This is a genomic window from Nocardia sp. NPDC004711, from assembly GCF_053601595.1.
Genome location: NZ_JBSGCB010000045.1, coordinates 38,162 through 62,200 on the forward strand (window position 1 = coordinate 38,162; position 24,039 = coordinate 62,200).

18 protein-coding genes, 1 tRNA gene and 1 pseudogene are annotated in these 24,039 nt (G+C 69.2%); 11 read left to right on the top strand and 9 right to left on the bottom strand.

What is annotated here, in order from left to right:
* The first annotated feature begins 5 nt into the window (after positions 1 to 5).
* On the top strand, positions 6 to 1,412 hold the full coding sequence (locus tag ACWEKS_RS35475; RefSeq protein ID WP_452344144.1) for a metallophosphoesterase: 1,407 nt from the start codon (positions 6 to 8) through the stop codon (positions 1,410 to 1,412).
* Between the two features lie 41 nt (positions 1,413 to 1,453).
* Here ACWEKS_RS35475 and ACWEKS_RS35480 read toward each other — a convergent pair.
* A tRNA-Cys gene (locus ACWEKS_RS35480) sits at positions 1,454 to 1,528 on the bottom strand.
* A 127-nt stretch (positions 1,529 to 1,655) separates the two neighbouring features.
* On the opposite strand from ACWEKS_RS35480, the gene ACWEKS_RS35485 reads away from it, so the two are divergent.
* Together ACWEKS_RS35485 and ACWEKS_RS35490 are read left to right on the top strand one after the other, a co-directional pair.
* Positions 1,656 to 2,198, top strand: a complete 543-nt coding sequence (locus ACWEKS_RS35485) for a MarR family winged helix-turn-helix transcriptional regulator (protein ID WP_364623257.1) — start codon at positions 1,656 to 1,658, stop codon at positions 2,196 to 2,198.
* Positions 2,199 to 2,274: 76 nt separating this feature from the next.
* Entirely contained in the window at positions 2,275 to 3,330 is a 1,056-nt protein-coding gene (locus ACWEKS_RS35490; RefSeq protein ID WP_452344145.1) for an Hsp70 family protein, read from the top strand.
* Between the two features lie 124 nt (positions 3,331 to 3,454).
* Here ACWEKS_RS35490 and ACWEKS_RS35495 read toward each other — a convergent pair whose 3' ends face one another.
* From ACWEKS_RS35495 to ACWEKS_RS35515, 5 genes are all read right to left on the bottom strand, one after another.
* Entirely contained in the window at positions 3,455 to 4,282 is an 828-nt protein-coding gene (locus tag ACWEKS_RS35495; RefSeq protein WP_452344146.1) for an enoyl-CoA hydratase, read from the bottom strand.
* Positions 4,279 to 5,181, bottom strand: a complete 903-nt coding sequence (gene mmsB, locus ACWEKS_RS35500; RefSeq protein WP_452344147.1) for a 3-hydroxyisobutyrate dehydrogenase — start codon at positions 5,179 to 5,181, stop codon at positions 4,279 to 4,281. The genes ACWEKS_RS35495 and mmsB overlap by 4 nt, the downstream gene beginning before the upstream one ends.
* Before the next feature lie 18 nt (positions 5,182 to 5,199).
* Positions 5,200 to 6,315: an enoyl-CoA hydratase/isomerase family protein gene (locus ACWEKS_RS35505; protein ID WP_452344148.1), complete on the bottom strand. Its 1,116-nt coding sequence runs from the start codon at positions 6,313 to 6,315 to the stop codon at positions 5,200 to 5,202.
* 70 nt (positions 6,316 to 6,385) lie between these two features.
* On the bottom strand, positions 6,386 to 7,525 hold the full coding sequence (locus tag ACWEKS_RS35510; RefSeq protein ID WP_452344149.1) for an acyl-CoA dehydrogenase family protein: 1,140 nt from the start codon (positions 7,523 to 7,525) through the stop codon (positions 6,386 to 6,388).
* 4 nt (positions 7,526 to 7,529) lie between these two features.
* Positions 7,530 to 9,065 (bottom strand): CoA-acylating methylmalonate-semialdehyde dehydrogenase, encoded by a 1,536-nt coding sequence (locus ACWEKS_RS35515; protein WP_452344150.1) that lies wholly within the window; start codon positions 9,063 to 9,065, stop codon positions 7,530 to 7,532.
* Positions 9,066 to 9,192: 127 nt separating this feature from the next.
* Between ACWEKS_RS35515 and icmF the strand changes: the two genes are divergently transcribed.
* From icmF to ACWEKS_RS35535, 4 genes are all read left to right on the top strand, one after another.
* On the top strand, positions 9,193 to 12,468 hold the full coding sequence (gene icmF / locus ACWEKS_RS35520) for a fused isobutyryl-CoA mutase/GTPase IcmF (RefSeq protein ID WP_452344151.1): 3,276 nt from the start codon (positions 9,193 to 9,195) through the stop codon (positions 12,466 to 12,468).
* Between the two features lie 135 nt (positions 12,469 to 12,603).
* Entirely contained in the window at positions 12,604 to 13,002 is a 399-nt protein-coding gene (locus ACWEKS_RS35525; protein WP_452344152.1) for a hypothetical protein, read from the top strand.
* A gap of 215 nt (positions 13,003 to 13,217) precedes the next feature.
* On the top strand, positions 13,218 to 14,294 hold the full coding sequence (locus ACWEKS_RS35530; RefSeq protein WP_452344153.1) for an amidohydrolase family protein: 1,077 nt from the start codon (positions 13,218 to 13,220) through the stop codon (positions 14,292 to 14,294).
* Between the two features lie 70 nt (positions 14,295 to 14,364).
* Complete coding sequence (locus ACWEKS_RS35535; protein WP_452344154.1) at positions 14,365 to 15,351, top strand: methyltransferase; 987 nt, start codon at positions 14,365 to 14,367, stop codon at positions 15,349 to 15,351.
* Positions 15,352 to 15,354: 3 nt separating this feature from the next.
* On the opposite strand, the gene ACWEKS_RS35540 is transcribed toward ACWEKS_RS35535, so the two are convergent.
* Entirely contained in the window at positions 15,355 to 16,032 is a 678-nt protein-coding gene (locus tag ACWEKS_RS35540) for a TetR/AcrR family transcriptional regulator (RefSeq protein ID WP_452344155.1), read from the bottom strand.
* Positions 16,033 to 16,136: 104 nt separating this feature from the next.
* Between ACWEKS_RS35540 and ACWEKS_RS35545 the strand changes: the two genes are divergently transcribed.
* From ACWEKS_RS35545 to ACWEKS_RS35560, 4 genes and pseudogenes are all read left to right on the top strand, one after another.
* Positions 16,137 to 16,973, top strand: coding sequence for an SDR family NAD(P)-dependent oxidoreductase (locus tag ACWEKS_RS35545; RefSeq protein WP_452344156.1), 837 nt, complete (start codon positions 16,137 to 16,139; stop codon positions 16,971 to 16,973).
* Positions 16,974 to 16,996: 23 nt separating this feature from the next.
* The gene (locus ACWEKS_RS35550; RefSeq protein ID WP_452344157.1) at positions 16,997 to 17,920 is read left to right on the top strand and encodes a ferritin-like domain-containing protein; all 924 of its coding nucleotides are present in this window, start codon (positions 16,997 to 16,999) and stop codon (positions 17,918 to 17,920) included.
* A gap of 518 nt (positions 17,921 to 18,438) precedes the next feature.
* Positions 18,439 to 18,678 (top strand): annotated as a pseudogene (locus tag ACWEKS_RS35555) (4-hydroxyacetophenone monooxygenase); the annotation flags it as partial.
* A gap of 11 nt (positions 18,679 to 18,689) precedes the next feature.
* Positions 18,690 to 20,225: a flavin-containing monooxygenase gene (locus ACWEKS_RS35560; protein ID WP_452344158.1), complete on the top strand. Its 1,536-nt coding sequence runs from the start codon at positions 18,690 to 18,692 to the stop codon at positions 20,223 to 20,225.
* A gap of 133 nt (positions 20,226 to 20,358) precedes the next feature.
* Here ACWEKS_RS35560 and ACWEKS_RS35565 read toward each other — a convergent pair whose 3' ends face one another.
* Both ACWEKS_RS35565 and ACWEKS_RS35570 read right to left on the bottom strand, forming a co-directional pair.
* Positions 20,359 to 21,129, bottom strand: a complete 771-nt coding sequence (locus ACWEKS_RS35565; RefSeq protein WP_452344159.1) for an SWIM zinc finger family protein — start codon at positions 21,127 to 21,129, stop codon at positions 20,359 to 20,361.
* Entirely contained in the window at positions 21,126 to 23,951 is a 2,826-nt protein-coding gene (locus ACWEKS_RS35570) for a DEAD/DEAH box helicase (RefSeq protein ID WP_452344160.1), read from the bottom strand. The genes ACWEKS_RS35565 and ACWEKS_RS35570 overlap by 4 nt, the downstream gene beginning before the upstream one ends.
* Between the last annotated feature and the right edge of the window lie 88 nt (positions 23,952 to 24,039).

Genomic DNA, 24,039 nt, shown 5'->3' on the forward strand with positions numbered 1-24,039 from the left:
CAGTCATGAGCTGCTGCGGCCCGAACCGCCGGCAGCTGCTGGGCCTGCTGGCGGCGGCCGCGGCCCTACCGCTGGCGGCGCCGAGTCCGGCTCGGGCACAGCCGGGTTCACTGGTGGCGACCGATCTCGAGGTCGTCACCATTACCGAGCAGTCGGCCGTCTTCACCTGGACGACGCTGGGCCCGGACGCGGCCGGCAACCCTGTTCCGGTGGAGACCGGCACCGAGGTCTGGCTCGGTCCCGCGGACGGGACCGGGCTGCGGCAGGTCTTCGGCGACCCGCAGCCGACCGCCTATCACTACGCCGAGGTCACCGGGCTGGAGCCCGGGCGCGCCTATCGGTTCGAGGCGCGTTCGCAGGGCATCGCGGCCGCGGCCGCGCTGAATGTCGCCACCCGCCAACCGAATACGCCGGAGGCGCAAGGGGTCTTCGCCACATTGGTGCCGCCGCCGGGCCGGCTGCTGCGAACCCTCGCCCTGTCCAATGACATTCACTTCGGCGAGGAGGTCAGCGGGCTCATCACCGCGGGCCTGCCGCCCGGCGTGCGCCAGGAGCCCGGTCTCGCACCGTATCCCGAGGTCATGCTGACCGCGCTGCTCGACGATATGCACCGGCCCGACCGTGCCGTCGACCATCTGCTGCTCGCCGGTGACCTCACCGCCGAGGCCACCCCGGACCAGGTGCGCGGCATCCACACCCACCTCGCGAACTGGGGTGCGCCGGGCCGGGACTGGTTCGCCGCCCGCGGTAATCACGACCGCCCGCACCTGGGTTCGGACTACGCGGACTGCAGCCCGTACCTCGACCACTACGACTGCTGGGGTGATTCCTTCACCGCCCGACAGCAATTGGCGGCCTACGAGGTCGGCGAGCTGCGCCTGATCGCCCTGGACACCACCCAGCTCGACGCCCCGGGCGGCACTGTGGACCGGTCCCAGCTCGACGAGCTGCGGGACCGGCTCACCGGCGACCCGGACCGTCCCACACTCGTTTTCGGTCATCACCCGGTCACCACCGAATCCGGCTGGTCCAATCTGGCCGGACCGAGCTTCATTCTCGATGCCGCGAATGCCGCCGAGCTGCAATCGATCTACCGCTCCGCGCCCGGCGTCTTCCTGCACCATGCGGGGCACACCCATCGCAACCGCCGTACCCGGCCCGATCTGCCCATTCCGGTGGAATTCCTGGAAGTGGCGGCGGCCAAGGAATATCCGGGCGGCTACACGCTGCTGCGCCTCTACGAGGGCGGCTACATGCTGAATTTCTACAAGACCCGCACCGAAGCCGCGCGGCGCTGGAGCACGCGGTCGCGGGGCGAATACTTCGGTCTGCTGCCCGAATACACGCTGGGCACGACCGCCGACCGCAATTTCGTGGTGTCGCGCGACCTCTCCGGCGTGATCGCGAGCTGAATACGAGAACGCCTCCCACATGTACGGGAGGCGTTCTCCGATGGAGCGACCGACGGGACTCGAACCCGTGTGACAGGCTTTGCAGGCCTGCTCCTGACCAACTCGGACACAGCCGCAGGGTGTACCCAATAGTGCGGCGAATCGCGCCTGCGGCCGAGGGTTTGAATCACCGTGATTCGTATGCGCCCCGCGGATCGGCTCGGCGCTGCGACCGACCGGTTCGCGACGTGCGATGATCGGGTCATGTCTCGACCACGTCCACTGCCACTCGACCCGATCGAGGAGGCGCACCGTCAGTGGACCGAGCACGGCTGGGGGGACGTGGCCGACGGAATGGCGGCGGTGACGTCGCTGGTGCGGGCGCAGCAGATCGTGATGGCGCGGGTGGACGAAGCCCTGCGGCCGTCCGGTTTGACCTTTTCCCGGTACGAGTTACTGATGCTGCTGAGTTTCAGCAAAACCGGCGCGCTGCCGATGGCGGTGGCCAGCGCCCGCCTGCAGGTGCACCCCACCTCCGTCACCAACACCGTGGACCGGCTGGAGGCGGCGCACTTGGTGAAGCGTGTGCCGCATCCCAGTGACCGGCGAGCGACGCTCATCGAAATCACCGATGCCGGAAGAGAATTGGTGGCCAGGGCCACCACCGAGCTGAACCGGCGAGTTTTCGCCGAGGCCGGACTGCCGCCGGAACGATTGCAATTGCTGCTGCAATTGCTGTCGGAGTTCCGGCAGAGCGCCGGCGACTTCGATCCGGGTAGCTCGCCGACACTATGGGCCGGTCAGTAACCGGTCAGCGACCCAGCAGCCATTTTCCTGCGTCATAGTCTTGGATTCGGCTCGCAAAAGGTTCACCATTGAGCGCATGGTGCTGGTCCTCGGGGTGTCGGCGGGCGCTGCTGGCGCACGTGCCATGCTCACCCATTCCGACCAGCCTCACCTGCCTCCCATCGACCGCTGCAAGGTCCTGCGCCGGGCCGGTGATCGCGGCATGGAGGACCCCGTCTTCGAGGCCATCCAGCAGATGCGCAAGTCGGCCGCCGAGCGCGACGAATTCATTACCGGCATCGCCGTGACCTGCCGCTCGGCCACCCACGCCGAGGCCATTCGCACCGCCGCGGGCCGCAACCGCCTCACGGTCATCGATGAGCCGGTGGCCCAGCTCCGATATCTCCGATTCACCCGGAAGCTACCGAGCGAGGGTTCGGTCCTGCTCTACGACCTGGGCGCGTCGGGACTGACCCTCACCCAGATCGACTGCCGCAACGATGCCGTCCTCGCCACCAAGCGCAGCACCGTCCTGGGTGGTGACGGCCACGACGCGCTGTTGCGCTGGCTGCTCACCCGCGCCGGGGTCACCGTGGATCTGGCCACCACCCGCCGCCAGAAGGAGGCGCTGGCCTCCGAGCGCGTCCTGGCCGTCTGCGACCCGATCACCGGGCAGCGCACCGTGGTAACCCGCAGTGATTTCGCCGAACTGGTCGAAGCGGGCATTCATCACTCGGCGTCCTTCGTCCGCCACATGATCGACGAGACCGGCATCCAGCCCGCCGGAATGGCGCTGCTGGGCGGCTGCACCCGCACCAAGAGCATCCGGGACGAGCTGAAACAGCAGCTGGGCTATCCGCTCATCTACGACCCCGAACCCGAATTCGTCTCCACCCGCGGCGCGGTCCTGCTGGCCGCCGAACGGCCATCGGCCCGCAGCATCCGCAGTGTGCGCCTGCCCCAGGCCGCCACCTCCCACGAGACCCCCGCCACCTCCCCCGTCTCCCGCCGCAAACTCGTTGCGGCAGTGGCCGTGACCGCCACCCTGGGCGGCACGATCGTCGGCGCGCTGGCCATGAACCGCGACGGCGGCGAACACCCCGACGGCAAGCCCCCGACCGTCGAAGTGGTCGGCCCGCCGAAACACGGCTGACGCCAGCGCCCGCGGCGATAACCTCGAGCACGAGGTCCGCCGAGCAATACCCGCCCCCTCTCGTCACCGTGCCCCGCTGCCTTCAGGCAGCGGGGCACGAGAGTTCCGAGAGGGGTTGCGGCGCTTACTTGTTGGTGAAGTTCGCCGGGCGCTTCTCGACGAAGGCGGCCATGCCTTCCTTCTGGTCCTCGGTCGCGAAGAGCGAGTGGAAGACGCGGCGCTCGAAGCGCAGGCCCTCGGTGAGGGTGGTTTCGAAGGCGCGGTCGACCGCTTCCTTGGCGATCATGACCGACGGCAGCGACATGGACGCGATGGTCTCGGCGACCTCCATGGCGGTGGCGACCAGGTCGGCGGCGGGCACGATGCGCGAGACCAGGCCCGCGCGTTCGGCTTCCTCGGCGTCCATATTGCGGCCGGTGAGGATGAGGTCCATGGCCTTGGCCTTGCCGACGGCGCGGGTGAGGCGCTGGGAGCCGCCCATGCCGGGGATCACGCCGAGCTTGATCTCGGGCTGCCCGAACTTGGCGGTGTCGGCGGCGAGCAGGATGTCGCACATCATGGCGAGTTCGCAGCCGCCGCCGAGGGCGTAGCCGGCGACCGCGGCGATGATGGGCTTACGGAATGCGACCAGTCGGTCCCAACCGGCGAAGTGGTCGGTCAGGAACATGTCCATATAGGACTTGGACTGCATCTCCTTGATGTCCGCGCCGGCCGCGAAGGCCCGGTCGGACCCGGTCAGCACGACCGCGCCGACCTCGTTGTCGTTCTCCAGCTCGTCCAGCGCCGCCGAAATGTCGGCCAGGACCTGCGAGTTCAGCGCGTTGAGGGCCTTCGGCCGGTTCAGCGTGATGAGGGCGACCCGCCCCTTGCGCTCCAGCAGAATGGTCTCGAAGTCGAGCCCACCCGTCGCCCCGCCACCACCCCTAACCGAATCGCTACGCGATGCAGTCATCGAACTTCCTCTCCAGATCGCTTGCGGATATCGGTGACGATAGCCGAGAAGTCCTTACCCGCTTCCTCCTGGTTGAAGCGGCTGTAGATCTCCGCCGCCAGCTGCCCGATCTGCCCGTCGACGCCGTTGGCCCGCAGCGCGTTCGCCGCGAGACCCAGGTCCTTGGACATGAGCGCGGTCGCGAAGCCGGGCCGGTAGTCATTGTTGGCCGGGCTGGCCGGAACCGGTCCGGGCACCGGGCAGTAGGAGGTCAGCGCCCACGACTGCCCCGAGGCGGTGGACACCACGTCGAAGAACTTGTCGTGGGTGAGCCCCAGCTTCTCGCCCAGCACAATGGCTTCCGAGAGCCCGATCATGGAAATGCCCAGCAGCATGTTGTTGCAGATCTTGGCGGCCTGACCCACGCCCGCGCCGCCGCAGTGCACGACCTTGCCGCCCATCACCTCCAGCAGCGGCAGCGCGTCGGCGAAGTCGGCGTCCGCGCCACCCACCATGAAGGTGAGGGTGCCCGCCGCCGCGCCCGCCACGCCGCCGGAGACCGGGGCGTCCAGGGCCCGATGTCCCGCTGCCGCAGCGAGTTCCGCTGCCTGCTTGGCATCGGCGACGTCGATGGTGGAGCAGTCGACGAACAGGGTGCCCGGCTTGGCGGCCGGGAGGATCTCGCCATAGAGGTCGAGCACGATGCGGCCGTTGGGCAGCATGGTGATCACGATGTCGGAGGCCGAAACCGCTTCCGCGGCAGTGGCGACCACGGTCGCCCCGTCCTGGCGCGCCTGCTCCTGTGCGGCGGGCACGGGATCGAAGGCGAGGACGTCGTATCCGGCCTCGACCAGGTTGGCGGCCATGGGTCCGCCCATGTGGCCCAGCCCCAGGAACCCGACCTTGGTGTTAGTGCTCATTGCTCGTCCTTCAATGCTCTATTCGCCTGAAACAGGTGCGGCCAAACCCAATTCGCGATCGCCGAGCGCGCCGAAGTAGGCGTCCACGTCGGCGTCGGTGACGTCCGCCAGGGTGGCGGGCGACCACTGCGGGTTGCGGTCCTTGTCGATGACCTGGGCGCGGATGCCCTCCACCAGGTCGTGGGTGTTCAGGGAGGCGACGGAGACCCGGTACTCCTGGTTCAGCGCCGTCTCGAGGTCGGCGGCCCGGCGCGCATCGCGCAGCGAGCGCAGCGTGACCTTCAGCGCCACCGGCGATTTCGACAGCACGTCGGCGGCGGCCTTGGCGGCCTCGGCCCGGCCGTCGAGCTGCAGCCGGTGCACGATCTCCTCGACGGTGTCCGCGCTGTAGCAGGAGTCGATCCACTCCTGCTGTGCCACGAACTCCGAGACCGGTGCGGGCTGTGCGAACTTGGCGATGGCCACGTCGACCTCGGCGGTGGTCAGCGCCTCCAGCAGCGCCGGAATGTGTTCCGACGGAACGAAATAGTCGGCGAACCCGGCCGCGATGGCGTCGCCGGCGGACATGCGCGCGGTGGTGAGCGCGACATGGGTGCCGATCTCGCCGGGCGCGTGCGCCAGCAGGTAGGTGCCGCCGACGTCCGGGATGAAGCCGATGCCGGTCTCGGGCATGCCGACCATGGACCGCTCGGTCACGATGCGGTGCGAGGCGTGCCCGGACAGGCCGACGCCGCCGCCCATGACGATGCCGTCCATGACCGCGACATACGGCTTCGGGTAGCGGCCGATGAGGGCATTGAGGATGTACTCGTCGCGCCAGAACGTGCCGCTCGGGGAATCCGCGGCCACCTCGGGCGAATCACCCTGGGCCACAGCGTGCTCGGCGTCGTTGTGGATGGCGACGATGTCGCCGCCCGCGCACAGCCCGCGCTCGCCCGCGCCGGTGAGCACCACCGCGCGCACCTCGTCGTCGTCCGCCCAGGCCCGCAGCGCGTCCAGGATGGTCAGCGCCATCGGGTGATTGAGCGCATTGATGGCCCGGGGCCGGTTGAGCGTGATCAGGCCGAGGCCGTCGCGCCGCTCGATCAACACCTCGGGTTCGTGCACCGTGCTCTTCGATGCCTCAGCGCTCATGCTGTTTCCTTTCTGGCGCGAACGGGGTCCTCCGTGGTTACGCAGGCTGCTGCCTCCGGACCCTGACCGTTCACGCCGCCCCTACCACCGAGCGGGCGACGACCACCCGCATGATTTCGTTCGTGCCCTCGAGAATCTGATGCACCCGCAGGTCGCGGACGATCTTCTCGATGCCGTATTCGGCCAGGTAACCGTAGCCACCGTGGAGTTGCAGGGCCTTGTTGGCCACCTCGAACCCGGCGTCGGTGGCGAACCGCTTGGCCATGGCGCACAGCTCCACCTTGTCGGGGGCGTCGGCGTCCAGCGCGGCCGCGGCCCGCCACAGCAGGGTGCGAGCGGCCTCCAGCGAGGTGCGCATATCGGCCAGCTCGAACTGCAGAGCGGTGTTGTCCAGCAGTCGCGAGCCGAACGCCTTGCGCTGGGCCATATAGGCCACGGTCCGATCGAGCGCGGCCTGCGCCCCGCCCATGGAGCAGGCGGCGATGTTCAACCGTCCGCCATTGAGCCCGTTCATGGCGATGCGGAAGCCGTTGCCCTCCTCGCCCAGCAGGTTGGCCGCCGGGATCCGGGCGTTGTCGAGAATGACCTGCCGGGTGGGCTGCGCGTTCCAGCCCATCTTCTTCTCGTTGGCCCCGAAGGACAGCCCGGGCGTATCGGCCGGGACGATGAAGGCCGAGATCCCGCGCGCCCCTTCGCTTCCGGTGCGCGCCATGATCACGTACACGTCGGTGCTGCCCGCGCCGGAGATGAACTGTTTGACGCCGGTGAGCAGGTAGTCGTCGCCGTCACGGACGGCCTTGGTGCTCAGCGCCGCCGCGTCGGAGCCGACGCCCGGCTCGGTCAGCGCGTAGGAGGCCAGCAGGTCCATGGAGCTCAGCCCCGGCAGCCACCGATTGCGTTGCGCCGCATCGCCGTAGGTGTCGATCATCCACGTGGCCATATTGTGGATGGAGATGTAGGCGGCCACGGCCGGGCAGCCGGTGGCCAGCTGCTCGAAGATGCGCACGGCGTCCAGCCGCCGCAGCTCCGAGCCGCCCACGTCCTCGCGCACGTAGATGCCGCCCAGGCCGAGCGAGCCCGCCTTGCGCAGCACGTCCACCGGGAAGTGCTTGCGCTCATCCCATTCCAGGGCATTGGGCGCGAGCAGCTCGTCGGCGAAGGAGCGGGCGGTCTCGACGATCGCCTTCTCGTCCTCGTCAAGTACGAACATCAGGTCAGTCCATGGTCGGGATGACGAAGGCGTTGACGGCGGAGCTGGCGGAGCCGCCCGCGAACGCAGCTCCGTTCCGCAGCCCTTCCGGCCAGCGCTGCGTCACCGTCTTGGTCTTGGTGTAGAAGCGGATCGAGTCCGGGCCGTGCTGGTTGAGGTCGCCGAAGCCGGAGCGCTTCCAGCCGCCGAAGGTGTGGTACGCGATCGGCACCGGGATCGGGACATTGATGCCGACCATGCCGACCTGGACGCGGGCGGCGAAGTCGCGGGCGGTGTCGCCGTCGCGGGTGAAAATGGCGACGCCATTGCCGTATTCGTGCTCGTTGGGCAGGCGCAGCGCCTCTTCGTAGTCCTTGGCGCGGACCAGGGCCAGCACCGGGCCGAAGATTTCTTCCCGGTAGATCCGCATCTCCGGGGTGACGCGGTCGAACAGCGAAGCGCCCGCGAAGAATCCGTCCTCGCCGCCCTCGACGACCAGGCCGCGTCCGTCGATCACCAGTTCCGCGCCCTCGTCGACGCCGATCTGGACGTAGTTGTTCACCCGGTCCACGCCGTCGCGGCCGACCAGCGGGCCGAAGTCCGCGCCCGGGTCGTCGGAGACGCCGACATTGAGCTTGTTGATGCGCTCGATGAGCTTGGCGCGCAAGCGATCCGCGGTCTCCTCGCCCACCGGCACGGCGACCGAGATGGCCATGCAGCGCTCGCCCGCGGAGCCGTAGCCCGCGCCGATGAGCTGGTCGGCCACATCGTCGAGGTCGGCGTCCGGCATCACGATGGCGTGGTTCTTGGCCCCGCCGAAGCACTGGGCGCGCTTGCCGTTGGCGGAGGCGGTCTCGTAGATGTACTGCGCGATCGGGGTGGAGCCGACGAAGCCGACGGCCTTGATGCGCTCGTCGTGCAGCAGCGTGTCGACGGCTTCCTTGTCGCCGTTGACCACGTTGAAGATGCCGGCGGGCAGTCCGGCCTCGAGGAACAGCTCGGCCAGCCGCAGCGGCACCGAGGGGTCGCGCTCGGAGGGCTTGAGCACGAAGGCATTACCGCAGGCCAGCGCCGGTCCGGCCTTCCACAGCGGGATCATGGCCGGGAAGTTGAACGGGGTGATGCCCGCGACCACGCCCAGCGGCTGCCGCATGGAGTACACGTCGATGCCGGTGCCGGCGCTCTCGGTGTACTCGCCCTTGAGCAGGTGCGGGATGCCGACGGCGAATTCGATGACCTCGAGGCCACGCTGGATATCGCCCTTGGCGTCGGCGATGGTCTTGCCGTGCTCGCTGGAGAGCAGCGCGGCCAGCGAATCCATCTCGTCCTGCACCAGGGTCAGGAACTTCATCAGGATCCGGGAGCGCTTCTGCGGGTTCATGGCGGCCCAGGCCGGCTGTGCGGCGGCGGCATTCGCGATGACCGCCTCGACCTCACTCTTGCTCGCCAGCGGCACCCGTGCCTGAACCTGGCCGGTGCTGGGGTTGAACACATCGCCGAAGTTGCCCGAAGTTCCCGGGACGTGCTTCCCGCCGATGAAGTGGGTGAGTTCGCGAGCCATGCCAGTCCTGTCTCGATGCTTGCGCGCCGATTGCGCGGTCTGTGGCGATCCTATAGTTGGACATCCAAGTATTGGCTGTGGGATAATTCACAGCACCCAGAGAGCCTCCGAGAGTTGGAGCAACCGCATGCCCGATCTGCATGTCCCGGTTCATCCAGTGCGGTTCGTGACCGCAGCGGCGCTGTTCGACGGCCATGACGCCGCCATCAACATCATGCGAAGAATCCTGCAGGCCCAGGGAGCCGAGGTGATTCATCTGGGGCACAACCGGGCCGTGCGCGAGGTCGTGGACGCGGCCGTCACCGAGGACGTGCAGGGCGTCGCGGTCAGCTCGTATCAGGGCGGGCACATCGAGTACTTCGAGTACTTGGCGCAGGCCTTGAAAGAGGCCGGGGCCGAGCACGTGAAGATCTTCGGCGGGGGCGGCGGGGTGATCATTCCCGAGGAGATCGCGCGGCTGGCCGAGTCGGGGGTGACCATCTTCTCGCCGGAGGACGGGCAGCGGCTCGGGCTGCCGGGGATGATCAACCACCTGATTTCGGCTTGCGACGTGGATCTTTCCCACACGCCCGCGGCGGTGGAAGCGGTGCTGAGCGGGGATCGGGCGGCGCTGGCGCGGACCCTCACCTGCCTGCAGCAGGGGACGCTGCCGGAGGCGGACCGAGCGGCGCTGGCGGCCGCCGCGACCGTGCGGCATGTGCCCGTGCTGGGCATCACCGGCACCGGCGGATCCGGAAAGTCCTCGCTCACAGACGAACTCGTGCGGCGGTTGCGCACCGATCAGCAGGACAAGCTGCGGGTCGCGGTACTGGCGGTGGACCCGACCCGGCGGCGCGGCGGGGGTGCGCTGCTGGGCGACCGGATCCGGATGAACGCCCTCGACGGCGAACGGGTCTACTTCCGGTCGCTGGCCACCCGGGGCGAGCGGGAACTGCCGCACGATATCGACACCATGGTGATCGCCTGCAAGGCAGCGGGATTCGATCTGGTGATCCTGGAGACGCCCGGCATCGGCCAGGGTGACGCGGCCATCGCCGAGCACGTGGACGTGTCGCTGTACGTGATGACGCCGGAGTTCGGCGCGGCCTCCCAGCTCGAGAAGATCGACATGCTCGATTACGCGGATGTGGTGGCCATCAACAAGTTCGAGCGGCGCGGGGCCGAGGACGCGTTGCGCGATGTGTCGCGGCAGCTGGTACGGAATCGGGAGGAGTTCCACGCCACGCCCGAGGACATGCCGGTCTTCGGCACCAGCGCGGCGACCTTCAACGATGACGGGGTGACGGCGCTCTACCAGCACCTGAGCGGATTGCTCGCCGAGCAGGGGCTGCCCTTGCAGGAAGGCGTGCTGCCGCGGGTGGCCACCCGCACCTCCACCCGCTTCGCCCAGATCATTCCGCCCGCCCGCGTGCGCTATCTGGCCGAAATCGCGGAAGCCGTGCGGGATTACCATGCCGGCACCGCGCGCGAGATGGAAGCCGCGCGGCGTATCCAGCGCCTGGAGCAGGTACTCGCCGAGCTGCCGGGCGACGGCGCGCTCCCGGCCGCCCCGGCGAGCGCGACCACCAGCGATGCCGCCGCCTCCGATGCCGCCGGAGAGGTGCTGCGCGGGCTGCTCGCGCAGGCTCGCGCCGGCCAGACGCCGGAAACCGCTGCGCTGCTGGCGGAATGGCCCGCGGTCGCGGAATCGTACCGGGGCGACGAACAGGTGGTGCGGGTCCGCGATCGGGAGCTGCGGACGGCGCTGCGCCGGGAGACCTTGTCCGGCAGTTCGATTCCCCGGGTGGCGCTCCCCCGCTTCACCGATCACGGTGAGCTGCTGCGGTTCCTGCGCTCGGAGAACCTGCCGGGACGCTTCCCGTTCACGGCCGGGGTGTTCCCGTTCAAGCGGGACAACGAGGATCCGGCACGCATGTTCGCGGGCGAGGGCGATGCCTTCCGCACCAACCGCCGGTTCAAGGTGCTCTCCGAACACGCCGAGGCCAAACGGCTTTCGACCGCGTTCGACTCGGTCACGCTGTACGGGCACGACCCGGCCGAGCGGCCGGACATCTACGGCAAGGTCGGCACCTCCGGGGTGTCCATCGCCACCCTCGACGATATGAAGGCGCTCTACGACGGCTTCGACCTCGACGCGCCCGCCACCTCGGTGTCCATGACCATCAACGGTCCCGCGCCGACGATTCTGGCCTACTTCCTCAATGCCGCCATCGATCAGGCGGTGGCGGAGTTCGCGGCCGAGCAGGGCCGCGAGCCCACCCCCGACGAGGCGGCCGGCCTGCGCGCCCGCACCCTGGCCACGGTGCGCGGCACCGTGCAGGCCGACATCCTCAAGGAGGACCAGGGCCAGAACACCTGCATCTTCTCCACCGAGTTCAGCCTGCGCATGATGGCCGACATCCAGGAGTGGTTCGTGCGCAACGGCGTTCGCAACTTCTACTCGGTATCCATCTCCGGCTATCACATCGCCGAGGCCGGGGCGAACCCGATCAGCCAGCTGGCCTTCACGCTGGCCAACGGCTTCACCTATGTGGAGGCGTATCTCGCGCGGGGCATGGACATCGACGACTTCGCGCCCAACCTGTCGTTCTTCTTCTCCAATGGCATGGACGCCGAGTACTCGGTGATCGGCCGGGTGGCGCGGCGCATCTGGGCGATCGCCATGCGCGACCGGTACGGGGCCAACGAGCGGTCGCAGAAGCTGAAGTACCACGTGCAGACCTCCGGGCGGTCACTGCACGCACAGGAGATGAGCTTCAACGACATTCGCACCACACTGCAGGCGCTCATCGCGGTGTACGACAACTGCAACAGCCTGCACACCAATGCCTACGACGAGGCGGTCACCACGCCGACCGCGGAATCGGTGCGCCGGGCGCTGGCCATCCAGCTCATCATCAACCGGGAGTGGGGGCTCGCGATGAACGAGAACCCGCTGCAGGGCAGCTTCATCATCGACGAGCTGACCGATCTGGTGGAGGAGGCGGTGCTGCGCGAGTTCGAGCGGATCAGCGAGCGCGGCGGGGTGCTCGGGGCCATGGAGACCGGCTATCAGCGCGGGCGGATCCAGGACGAGTCCATGCTCTACGAGCACCGCAAGCACGACGGCAGCCTGCCCATCATCGGGGTCAATACCTTCCGCAATGGGCACGAGGAAGCGCCTCGGGTACTGGAACTGGCCCGCGGCACCGAGGCGGAAAAGCAGTCTCAGCTGCAACGAGTCCGCGAATTCACCGATCGGCACCGGGATGCGGCGCCGGCGGCGCTGGCCCGGCTCGCGGCCGCCGCGGCGAGCGACGAGAATGTTTTCGAGGTGCTGATGGATGCCGCGCGAGTGTGCACACTCCAGCAGGTCACGGACACCTTCTTCACGGTGGGCGGCCAGTACCGGCGCAATGTCTGATTAAAACGTCCGATTCTGCTGCGTGCCGATTTCCGATCGATAGCAATTTCTCAGCTATATCTGAATCATTCGGTTCGATCACAGCTGACATTCGATTCAGATCGGGGAATCGGGGTCGGGGAGGACAGGAAGACCATGATGCGTCACACCACCCGGAGAACCACTGCCAGACTGATCGCCGTCGCACTGCCCGTCGCGGCCGCCGCCACCCTGTTCGCGGGCGTGGCCTCGGCGGCAGCGCCGGACAGCGCGCCGGCCCCGGCGGTACAGCCGGTCCAGGCCACCCCGGTCGCCGACGGCGTCCCGTTGGCCCCGGTGACCACCGACCCGAATGCCCAGTTCCCCGACCCGGCCGTGAACGGCGCGGCCGCGGGCGCGCTCACCGGCAGTGCGGGCGGCGCGGCCCTCGGATCGGTCGTCGGCTCCGTCCCCGGCATGATCGGCGGCTCGGCCCTCGGCGCCCTGATCGGCGGCGGCATCGGCGCCCTGGTCGGCATCCTCGACCCCAGCGTCATCCCGCAGGTGCTGCCGTAACCGCGAATCGCACCACCGCACAACAACTGTGCCGCGCCCACCTCGCCGGGCGCGGCACAGTCGTCTACCGACCCGCCGGGATACCGGCCGGGCGACGACCGCGGCGGTGTCTCCGGGGCGGCGAGGACGTGGCGTGCTTCGATGTCCGAACACGCGAGCTCGAACGGATGGGCGTGGAACAATCCGAACAGGCTGACCCAGACGGAAGGGACCTCATGGACCTCGCGGGAATGACTGTCGTGGACGCCCACATTCACCAGTGGGATCCGCTCACCACGCCACGTGAGTTCAGCGGGCTGGCGAAGCTGTTCCGCTATGTGCCGGTGCCGATCGATCTGGCGAAACGGCTGGCGCCGCGGCGCGACCGCGAATTCGTCGGGGATCCAACACCTGTCATCCATCCGTACCTGCCGCGCGACTACCAGGAAGACGCGGGAGACGTGCCGGTCGAGGCCATCGTGCACATCGAGGTGGAGTGGGTCGGCAAGGGTCCGCTCGGGCCCGCCGACGAAACCCGATGGGTGAGCAGCCTGCCCTTCGGCGTGGACACCCCCGCGCTCGGGGCGATCATGGGCGCGGGCGACCCCACCGCCGCCGAGTTCGCCGAACTGCTCGACGCGCACCGGGCCGCCTCGCCGCTGTTCCGGGGCATTCGCGCCCGCGTCGAATACCACCCGGACCCGGACGTGCGCGCGACCTGCAAGACACCGGGCCTGCTCACCTCCCCCGCCTTCCTGGAAGGCTTCGGCGCGCTCGCCGACCGCGAGCTCGCGTTCGAGGCGTGGGTGTACTCGGGACAGCTGCCCGAGGTGGCCGCGCTGGCCGAGCGCTATCCCGGCACCACCATCGTGCTCAACCATCTCGCCACGCCCGCAGGCATTTTCGGGCCGGTCGGGCGGAACACCGGGCGCAATCCCGGGCAGCGGCGTGAGCTGTTCGTGCGCTGGCGCGACGACCTCACCGCGCTCGCCCAGCACGCCAATGTGGTGGCCAAGGTGAGCGGCCTGATGATGCCGATCCTCGGGCATCCGGTGCCGCGGCGGGGTCAGCCGACCCCGGTTCCGGTACTGCTGGAACGGATTTCGCCGATGCTGGAGCACGCGCTCGACGTGTTCGGGGCCGATCGGCTCATCTGGGGCTCGAATTTCCCGGTGGACAAGCCGATTACGAGCATCCCGAATGCCGCGCAGGCGGTGGCCGGCGCGCTGGCCGGGCACGGGGCCGACGACAAGGCCATCGAGCAGATCTTCCGCCGCAATGCCGAACGGGTGTACGGGATCGACCTGCGCTGAGCCCGCTCCCCGGGACCGATTTGCCGCGTCTGCCTTTGCCGGAGGGTCGCTGTGGCTATCGTGATGCGCCATGGAACGGATCCTGCGGATCGGAATGGGTTTCTGGGAGTCCCGGACCTTGCTCAGCGCAGTCGAACTCGGCGTGTTCACGGTGCTCGGGCATCGGCAACTGACCGCCGAACAGCTACAGCGCGAACTGGGCCTGCATCCGCGGTCCGCCGGTGACTTCTTCGACGCGCTGGTGGCCATGGAGATGCTGCGGCGCACCGACGATCGGTACGCCAATACCGCTGACACCGCCACCTATCTGGACAGCACCGGCAGCGAGTACATCGGCGGCTTCCTGGAGATGGCCGCGGCCCGGCTCTACCCGTTCTGGGGCCGGCTCACCGAGGGCCTGCGCACCGGGCAGCCGCAGAACGAGGCCCGCGACGGCGGCGACTTCTTCACCACGCTCTACCGGGATCCGCAGCGGCTCTATGACTTTCAGCGCGCCATGACCGGGCTGTCGCTGCCCAGTGCGCACGCCCTCGCCGAGGTGTTCCCGTGGCATCGCTGGAAGTCGATGGCCGATATCGGCACTGCCCAGGGCGCGCTGCTGCGCACCGTCCTGGAGACCAATCCGCACCTGCACGGCATCGGCTACGACCTGGCGGCGGTGGAGCCGATCTTCACCGAATACAGTGCGCCGGTGGCGGATCGGGCCATCTTCCAGGCCGGCGACTTCTTCAGCGATGAGCTGCCCGAGGCCGATGTCCTGGTCTTCGGCCACATCCTGCACGACTGGGACCTGCCCACCAAGCTCATGCTGCTGGAGAAGGCCCACCGCGCCCTCCCCGACGGCGGCGCCATCCTAGTCTACGAGTCGCTCATCGACGACGACCGCCGCACCAATCTCTCCGGTCTGCTGATGAGCCTCAACATGCTCATCGAGACACCCGGCGGCTTCGACTACACCGCCGCGGACCTGCGAACCTGGCTGGCCGACACCGGTTTCCGCGACCCGCAGACCGAACACCTCGCCGGGCCGGAGTCCATGGTCTGGGCGGTGAAGTAGCCGCTAACCCGGCAGAGCGAGGTACTGCGCGCCGAGCAGATCGGCGGTGCGGCTGACGTGGTCGACGATGCGGGTGGCGTCGGCGTCGATGGCGCCCGTGCGCCAGGCGGTCAGGAGTTCGATGAAACCGCCGATGCCCATGAGAACGCCCATGCGCAGGTCGGATTCGTCGACACCGGGCCGCAGGTAGGGGCGGGCGGTGGCGATCAGCAGGTCGGTGGCCTCGGTGAGCATGGCGGTGCGGCGCTCCTCGAGGATGCGGCTGCCGGCATGGTCGCCGAACAGGATGCGCGCCGGGCCCTCCGACTGCAGGGCGACCGCGCGGGCGATGGCCAGGCGCAGAATGCCGAGCGCCGGATGCTCGAGGTTCTCGGCGACCACCGCCGAGAGTTCCGCCAGCACCTGGAATCCGACCTCGTCCCAGACCGCGCCCAGCAGTTGGTCGCGATCGGCGAAGTGCTCGTAGAAGTAGCGGTCATTGAGGCCCGCGCGGGTGCACACGCCACGCATGGTCACTGCGGCCCAGCCGTTTTCGAGCCAGATGTCCAGCGCCGCCACGATCAGCCGCTCGCGGCGCTCGGCGCGGCGTTCCTCCTGGGTGCGGCCGCCCCAGGTGCCGCCGCGCCGGGTCGGCGCGGGCCCCGGGGACACGTCGGCGGCTGCCGGTGCGGGCACGTCCATAGTTGACAAAATAGCGCACCGGGAGCCTAATTGGTGGCAGGTGCGGCCAGTGGTGGCACACGCCACCAATTGACTGCCCGGACGGCACGGCCCCGGGAGTTCCCATGCGACTCAACCCCTTCGGCGGACCCCGCCGCACCCAGCAGGCGGACGCAGTGGTGACCGGCGCGGGCAGCGGCATCGGCCGCGCCTTCGCGATCGAGATCGGCAAGCGCGGCGGGCGGGTGGTCTGCTCCGACATCGACGCCGGGCGCGCCCGCGACACCGCCGAAATGATCGGCGACACCGGGGGAAAGGCCTTCGACACCGTCTGCGACGTGAGCAGCCTGGACCAGGTGACCGTGCTGGCGAACACCGCCGAGGAATGGTTCGGCAAGAGCCCGGATCTGGTGGTCAACAATGCCGGCATCGGGCGCGGCGGCACGCTCATCGGCGACACCCCGCCCGCGGAATGGCATCAGGTGCTCGACGTCAATCTGTGGGGCGTCATCCACGGCTGCCACGTCTTCGCGCCCCGGCTGCGCGCGAGCGGGCACGGCTCGATCGTGAACGTGGCCTCCGCGGCCGCCTTCGGGTCCGCGCCGCGCATGGGCGCCTACAACGTGAGCAAGGCCGGGGTGCTGGCGCTGTCGGAAACGCTGGCCGCGGAACTGTCCGGCACCGGCGTCACCGTCACCGTGCTGTGCCCCACCGGGGTGCGGACCAACATTCTGGAAGGTGTGGAGATCGGCGACGAGACCATCCAGCTCTGGGGCGACCGCCTCCTCCGCTGGACCGGTCGCCCGCCCGCGTCCATCGCCCGCGCCACCCTCGACGCGGTGGATCACGGTCAGCTGTACGTGGTCCCGCAGCTCGAGGCCAAGGCGATCTGGCAGTCCAAGCGACTGCTGCCCGAGACCTACACCCGCGCCGCCGGATTGCTGGAGCGGCTGGTGCGGTAGCCACAACGGCAAGGAGTTGAACAATGGCGTTCGCGTATTCCGACATGCTCGGTGTCGTCCAGGATCGGCAGTGGGCGCTGGCCGATCTCGACTGGGACGCACCGGGAGCCGAGCTCCTCACCGATGAGCAGCGACCCGCGCTCGCGGCCTTCATGGCCGATCTGGTGTGGATCGAGCACGTCGGCGCCCGCGGGTTCGCGGCGCTCACGCTGCGCGCGCCCGACGGGCCGCTCAAGGAGATCTACCGGTACTTCCACGCCGAGGAGCAGAAGCACGCCAATGCCGAACTGGCCCTGATGCGGCGCTGGGGCATGCTCGACGGGGACGCGATGCCGCTGCCCAACAAGAACATCCGGCTCGTCATCGAATGGCTGGACCGGTACGGGGACGATCTGTCCTTGCCGGTGCTCGGCACCGTGATCCCCTCGCTGGAGTGCGCGCTGGACGGGGCACTGGTGAAGTTCCTGCTCGACGAGGTGCGGGATCCGCTGTGCCACGAGGTGTTCCGGCACATCAACAGCGACGAGTCCCGGCATCTGGCGGTGGGGTTCCAGGTGCTCGAGCAGCTGGGTGCGGGGCCGCTGCGGCGAATAGCCATCGAGACAGCGGGTTTCGCGCTGCGCCCCACCTTCCTGCTCGGCGCGCTGCTGTACACGCCGCTGCTGTCCCGCATGTCCGCCAACATCATGGCGATGGGGCTGGACGAGGAGAAGCTCTGGAATGCCGTGCGGCGCTATGAGAAAGCCGGTGAGCGCAGCCCGGACATCAAGCGCATGCCGCTCTACCACGTGGTCCGGCTGCACGGCATGGCCACCATCAACCACTGGCAGCCGATCCAGGGCATCAACGATGCCCTGAACAAGGCCATCGACCACTTTCCCGTGCGCTTCCTGCGCCACACCCCCTCCTGGTCCAAGGCCCTGACCTACGAGCCGGTGGCGAAATGACCACCCCGATCCGCCGGAGCGACCCGGGCAGAGCCCGCGACGCCTACACCGGCCCCCGGATTCGCTGCACCCACTGGCGTGACCAGCACGAGCTGGACCGCCTGCACGTCGCGGTCATCGGCAGCGGCGCCGCACTGGCCCGGGTGGTGCCGCCGATCGTCGCCCAGGCGCGCAGGGTAACCGTGTTCCAGCACGATCCGATCTGGATTCTGCCCACCCCATCCGTGCCCGGAGCCGGAATTCTGCTGCGTCAGTTGCCCGCCGATGCGCTGGGACGGCTACCCAGCGACTCCGCGCCGCCGTTGCCCGGAGATCCGGCACGCCAGGACGAGCGTGGGGCCGGGCGCCAGGGAGACAGCACCGCGCCGGCCGACAGGGTTGCAGAGGAACGCGGTCCAACACGAGCGCCGCGCGCAGACGGTCGACCGCATCCCCGATCCAGGGAGGTTGCCCGTGGAGCTCCGAGGCCCGTCCTGAGCGCGCTGGGCGTCTCAGGGCTGGGCGTCCTGCGCTGGTGCGCTCAGCAGGCGCTGCGGCGGGCGGCCGCGGCGAATCTGCGTGCGCAGGTCGGGGATTCGTGGCAGCGGCGGCAGCTGACGCCGGATCGGCCCGCCGCGGTGCGGGTGCACAGTCGCTACTACCGGGCCCTGCGGCAGCGGAACTGCCGGCTCATCAGCTGGCCCATCGCCCGGCTCGCGCCGCTCGGGATTCGCACCGTGGACGGGGTCGAGCATCGGGTGGACTGCATCATCTACGCGGAGGACGCATCGTGACAAAGACCGTCGTGGACCACGAGATCGTCATCGTGGGCGCGGGATTCTCGGGAATCGGGACCGCGATCGCGCTGCACCAGGCCGGTTTCGACGATTTCGTCATGATCGACGAGGCGGACGGGGTGGGCGGCACCTGGCACTGGAACACCTATCCCGGTATCGCCGTGGACATTCCGTCGTTCAGCTACCAGTACTCGTTCGAGCAGCAGCGCTCCTGGTCGCGGGTGTACGCGCCCGGACGGGAGTTGAAGGCGTACGCCGAGCATTGCGTCGAGAAATACGGGCTGCGGCCGCGGATCCGGTTCGGCACCACCATCGCCCGCGCCGACTTCGACGATGTGCTGCACCTGTGGCGGGTACGCACCACCGACGGCGACGAGCTCACCTGCCGCTTCCTGATCGGCGCGACCGGGGTGCTGACCCGGCCCAAACTGCCCGATATCCCCGGCGCGGACCGGTTCCGGGGCGAGACCATGCACACCGCGCGCTGGGATCACGGGATCGATCTGCGCGGCAAGCGGGTCGGCATCATCGGCACCGGGGCCTCGGCCATCCAGATCATTCCCGAGATCGCCCCGGAGGTGTCGGAACTCGTTGTCTTCCAGCGCACTCCGATCTGGTGCCTGCCCCGGCCCGACGCGCCCCTGCCGCCGCCGGTGCGCGCCCTGATGCGGCTGCCCGGCGGGCAGTTCCTCACCCGCTGGCTCAGCCAGGCATTCGTCGAGCTGACCTTCCCGCTCTCGGCGCACTACTACAAGGTGCTGCCCATGGTGAAGCTCGGCGAGCGCACCGGGCTGGCCCACCTGCGCGACCAGGTGCAGGACCCGGTCGTCCGGGAGCAGCTCACGCCGAAATACGCGCTGGGCTGCAAGCGCCCGTCGTTCTCCAACGACTACCTGAAGACCTTCAACCGCGAGAACGTCACGCTGGAAACCGATCCCATCACCGAGATCACCGCCACCGGACTGCGCACCACCGGCCGCCACCACCAGGTCGACGTGCTCATCCTGGCCACCGGCTTCAAGGTCATGGAGTCCGGCAATATGCCCACCTTCGACCTGCACGGCAGCGGCGGCCTGCGCCTCGAGGACTGGTGGGACACCCACCGCCTGCAGGCCTACGAGGGGGTCAGTGTGCCCGGCTTCCCCAACTTCTTCACCATCATCGGCCCCTACGGCTACAACGGCGCGTCCTACTTCACCCTCATCGAGATGCAGACCACCCACATCCTGCGCCTGCTCCGCAATGCCCGCCGCCGCGCCGCCACCCGCATCGAGGTCACCCCCGAGGCCAACGAGCGCTACTTCCAGGAAATGCTCGCCCGCCGCGGCACCCAGGTCTTCTGGCAGGACAGCTGCACCCTGGCCAACTCCTACTACTTCGACAAGAACGGCGACGTCCCGCTGCGCGCCATGAGCACCCCCGAAGCCGCCTGGCGCGCCGCCCATTTCGACCTGCGCGACTACCAGTTCGAGTCCCTGGACGAACTCCGCACGACGGGCCGTCCCGCCGCCCGCACCGCCACGGCCTGACCGTCAGCGCTGCAGCGGCGGGGCCACGGCCGACGTGCACCCGCACCGACTCCCAGCGGTCCGGGAGCGGCTGGGCCACTGTGGGATTCGAGTTGTCCGCAGCTACTGATGAAACAGGCCGCGAATCAGGCGATCAGGTGTCGAGGGCGCGGTAGAGGTCGCGGAGTTCGCGTAGACCGGCGGCGACGGACTGCTCGTCCTCGGCCGTCATGCGCAGGGCCTGGCGGAGCAGAACGGCGTCGAGATCGTCCGGGGCCGGGCGGAATTCGGGCTTGGGGAGGGCGGGGAGCGCCGTGTCGTCGCCGTAGAGGTCGGTGGATTCGGCGGGCGGATCGGCGCGCTGGACGCTGCCGATGAGGGCGTCGAGTTCGACGCCGCGCAGGGTGAGCAGTTCGCTCGGGCGCTCGTCGAGGCGTTCGGCGATGACGTAGCAGACGGCGGCGGCATGCTTGCAGGGCCAGCCGGAATCGGGGCAGCTGCACGAGAAGTCCAGCTCCGACACCGTGGTGGGGAGCAGCAGCGGGCCGAGGGCCTGGGGCAGGGTGCCCGCGGCGATCTCACCCAGCATGCCGGGGGTGGCGCGGACCAGGTCCACCAGCTCGTCGAGGCGGTCGTCGCGCAACTGCCGCAGGGTCAGCACCGAGATGAACGGGCGGGGTTGGCTGCCCTGCACTTCCGCGCTCACCAGGCCGGGCTCCAGGCGGTAGTTCACCACCTGACCGGTGCGGGCGTAGGAACGGCCGCGGGCGAGGCGACCGGCGTCCGCGACGCCCTCGACCGCCTCCAGAAACGAACGGCCCCACCAGGTCTGGGCGAACGCGGTGCCCCGGCGGCTGCGCGGCTGCACCCCGCCGCGGACCGGGCGGCGTTTGCCGTACTCGCTGAAGTCGATGACATTGCTCATTCGCCGACCGCCTCCGATCCCAGGGCGAACAGTTCCCGCAATTCGTCGTCGCCGAGTTCGGTGATCCAGTTCTCGCCGGTGCCCACGGTGAGGTCGGCGAGCTGACTCTTGCCCTTCAGCATGTCGTCGACGCGCTCCTCGATGGTGTCGACGCAGACCAGCTTGCGCACCTGGACATCACGGCGCTGGCCGATGCGGAAGGCGCGGTCGGTGGCCTGGTTCTCCACCGCCGGATTCCACCAGCGGTCCAGGTGCACCACGTGATTGGCGGCGGTCAGGTTGAGGCCGGTGCCGCCCGCCTTGAGCGACAGCAGCATGAGCGGCGCGCCGTCCTCCTCCTGGAAGCGGGTGACCATGTCGTCGCGGCGCTGCTTGCTCACCCCGCCGTGCAGGAACGGCACCTCCGCCCCGAAACGCTCGGACAGGAAGGGCGCCAGCAGGTTTCCGAACTCCGCGAACTGGGTGAACAGCAGCGCCCGCTCCCCGTCGGCGATCGCCGACTCCAGAATGTCCTCCACCAGCGCCAGCTTCCCGGACCGATGATGCCCCCGGCGCAGCAGCGCCGACCCGTCGCTGAGGAAATGCGCGGGATGGTTGCACACCTGTTTGAGCCGGGTCAGTGCGGCCAGCACCGCGCCCTTGCGCTCCATGCCCTCGGCCGCCTTCAGCTTGGCCGACATATCGTCCAGCACCGCCTGATACAGCGCCGCCTGCTCCACGGTGAGGTTGGCCCGCATCGTCATCTCGATCTTCTCCGGCAGATCCGAGATCACCGCCGGATCGGTCTTGACCCGGCGCAGCACGAACGGCGAGGTGATGGCGCGTAGACGGGTGACGGCGTTCTCGTCGTGCTCGCGCTCGATCGGCACCGCGAAGCGGGCATGGAACTCGGAGGCCTTGCCCAGCAGCTTGGGATTGGCGAAATCCAGGATCGAGCGCAGCTCCTCGAGCCGGTTCTCCACCGGGGTTCCGGTGAGCGCCAGGCGGTGTCGGGCCGGCACCAGCCGTGCCGCGCGCGCCTGCCGGGTCCCGGCGTTCTTGATGTGCTGCGCCTCGTCGAGCACCACCCGCTGCCAGTCCTGGCGCTTCAGGTCCTCGACATCCCGGGCCAGCAGCGCGTAGGTGGTGACCACCAGATCCGAATCCGTCACCGCTGCAGCCAATTCCGCGCCCGAGCGCCGCCCTGCGCCGTGATGCACCAGCACCCGGAGATCCGGGGCGAAGCGTTCGGCCTCCCGCTGCCAGTTGCCCACCACCGACATCGGGCACACCAGCAGGGTGGGCCCGATAGCCTCCGATTCACCTGCGGCAGCGGCTGTTTCACGCTCGTGGACCAGCAGGGCCAGCACCTGTACGGTCTTGCCGAGACCCATGTCGTCGGCGAGGATCGCCCCGCATCCGAGCCGGCTCATGGCCGCCAGCCAGGTCAGGCCGCGCTGCTGATACGGCCGCAGCTGAGTCTTCAGCCCGACCGGATCCGGGACGGGCTCGACCGACCGCTCACCGTCGAAAAGCTCCGCGGCCCAGCCGGTCGCGGTGACCTCCTCCAGCGGCACCCCGATCACCGGATGCGCGGACAGCTCGGCGAACAGGCCGCCGACGGTGGTCTCGGTCTCGTCGGTGCGGCCCGAGACGTAGTCGGCGGCCGCGGCCAGCATGCGGTGATCGGCCTGCACCCACTCCCCGCGCAGCCGCACCAGATCCGATTTCGCGTCCACCAGCCGCGACATCTCGGCGGGCGTCAGCACGGTGTCGCCCAGCGCCAGCTCCCAGCGGAAGGACACCAAACCCTTGAGCCCGACGGCGGTTTCGGTGGCGGCCGGGCTCTGCACCCGCAGTTTCATGGCGGGCGCGGCCACCCGCCAGGCCCGCGGCAGCATGAGCCGCACCCCGGCCGACCGCAGCGCGTTCGCCCCGTGCGCGACCAGATCCATCACCACCTCGGTGGGCAGGAACAGATCCATGCTGCGGGCATCGCCGGGCAGATCGCGCAGGCGCGGATACGCCTGCTTGGCGGCCGCCAGCTTCTCCCCCGCAATCCGCATGAGCTGTGGATCCCCCGGCAGCAGCACCGGTTGCGGCGCCTCCCCTTCCGCGCGCAGGCAGACCTCGAGCCGCCACAGTTCGCCCGGTTCCTCACCGTCCGGTTCCAGCAGCCGCAGCACCAGCTCCGGCTCGTCGGCGGTGAGACTGGTCCGCCAGTCGTCCAGCACCGAGGCCACCCGATGCGATCCGGTCTCCAGCGGCGTCGCCGCGACCAGCGCGGTCAGCAGCGGATGCGACCCCGATTCCCGATCCGGCCGCTCCGGAATGTGCAGGCGCACGAGGGGATCGGCCAACTCACCGACAAGGTTCTCCAGCATCTCGGCAGGCCGCCCGGCCACCTGCAACGCACCCGGCATGGCCACCGCGAGCTCCGCCAGCCAGGCCCGCTGCCGCTGTCCGCCCACCAGCCGCCACCGCACCCACCACTCCCCGTCGTCCCGCCGCACCTCCGGCACCACCCGCCCCGCCCGCACCCACCGCAGCACCCCGCGCGCCACATGCCCGAGAAACCGCAGATCCCCCGCCACCGCCCCCGCCGGTAGTTCCTGCGACAGGACCCGGGCAGCGGTCTCCGGTGCCAGCGCATGCGCCCGCACCTGCGTCTGCTCCGGCCCGTACTCCCCCCTCACCAGCGCCTGCGCCCGATGCCGCCACTTCGCCCCGCGCACGATCGACCCGAGCGGTTCCGGCAAACCCTCCGCATACCCGGCCGTGTCCTCGCCCGGGTCGTGCCACAGCACCAACCCGGACCCCGGCGACCACAGCCCGTGCAACATCCGCCCATCCAATCAGTCACCCCCGACAAGCCGGCCGGCCCCTCTTTATTTCTGATCGGATACGGAACATACTGGATAAATCCGCAGG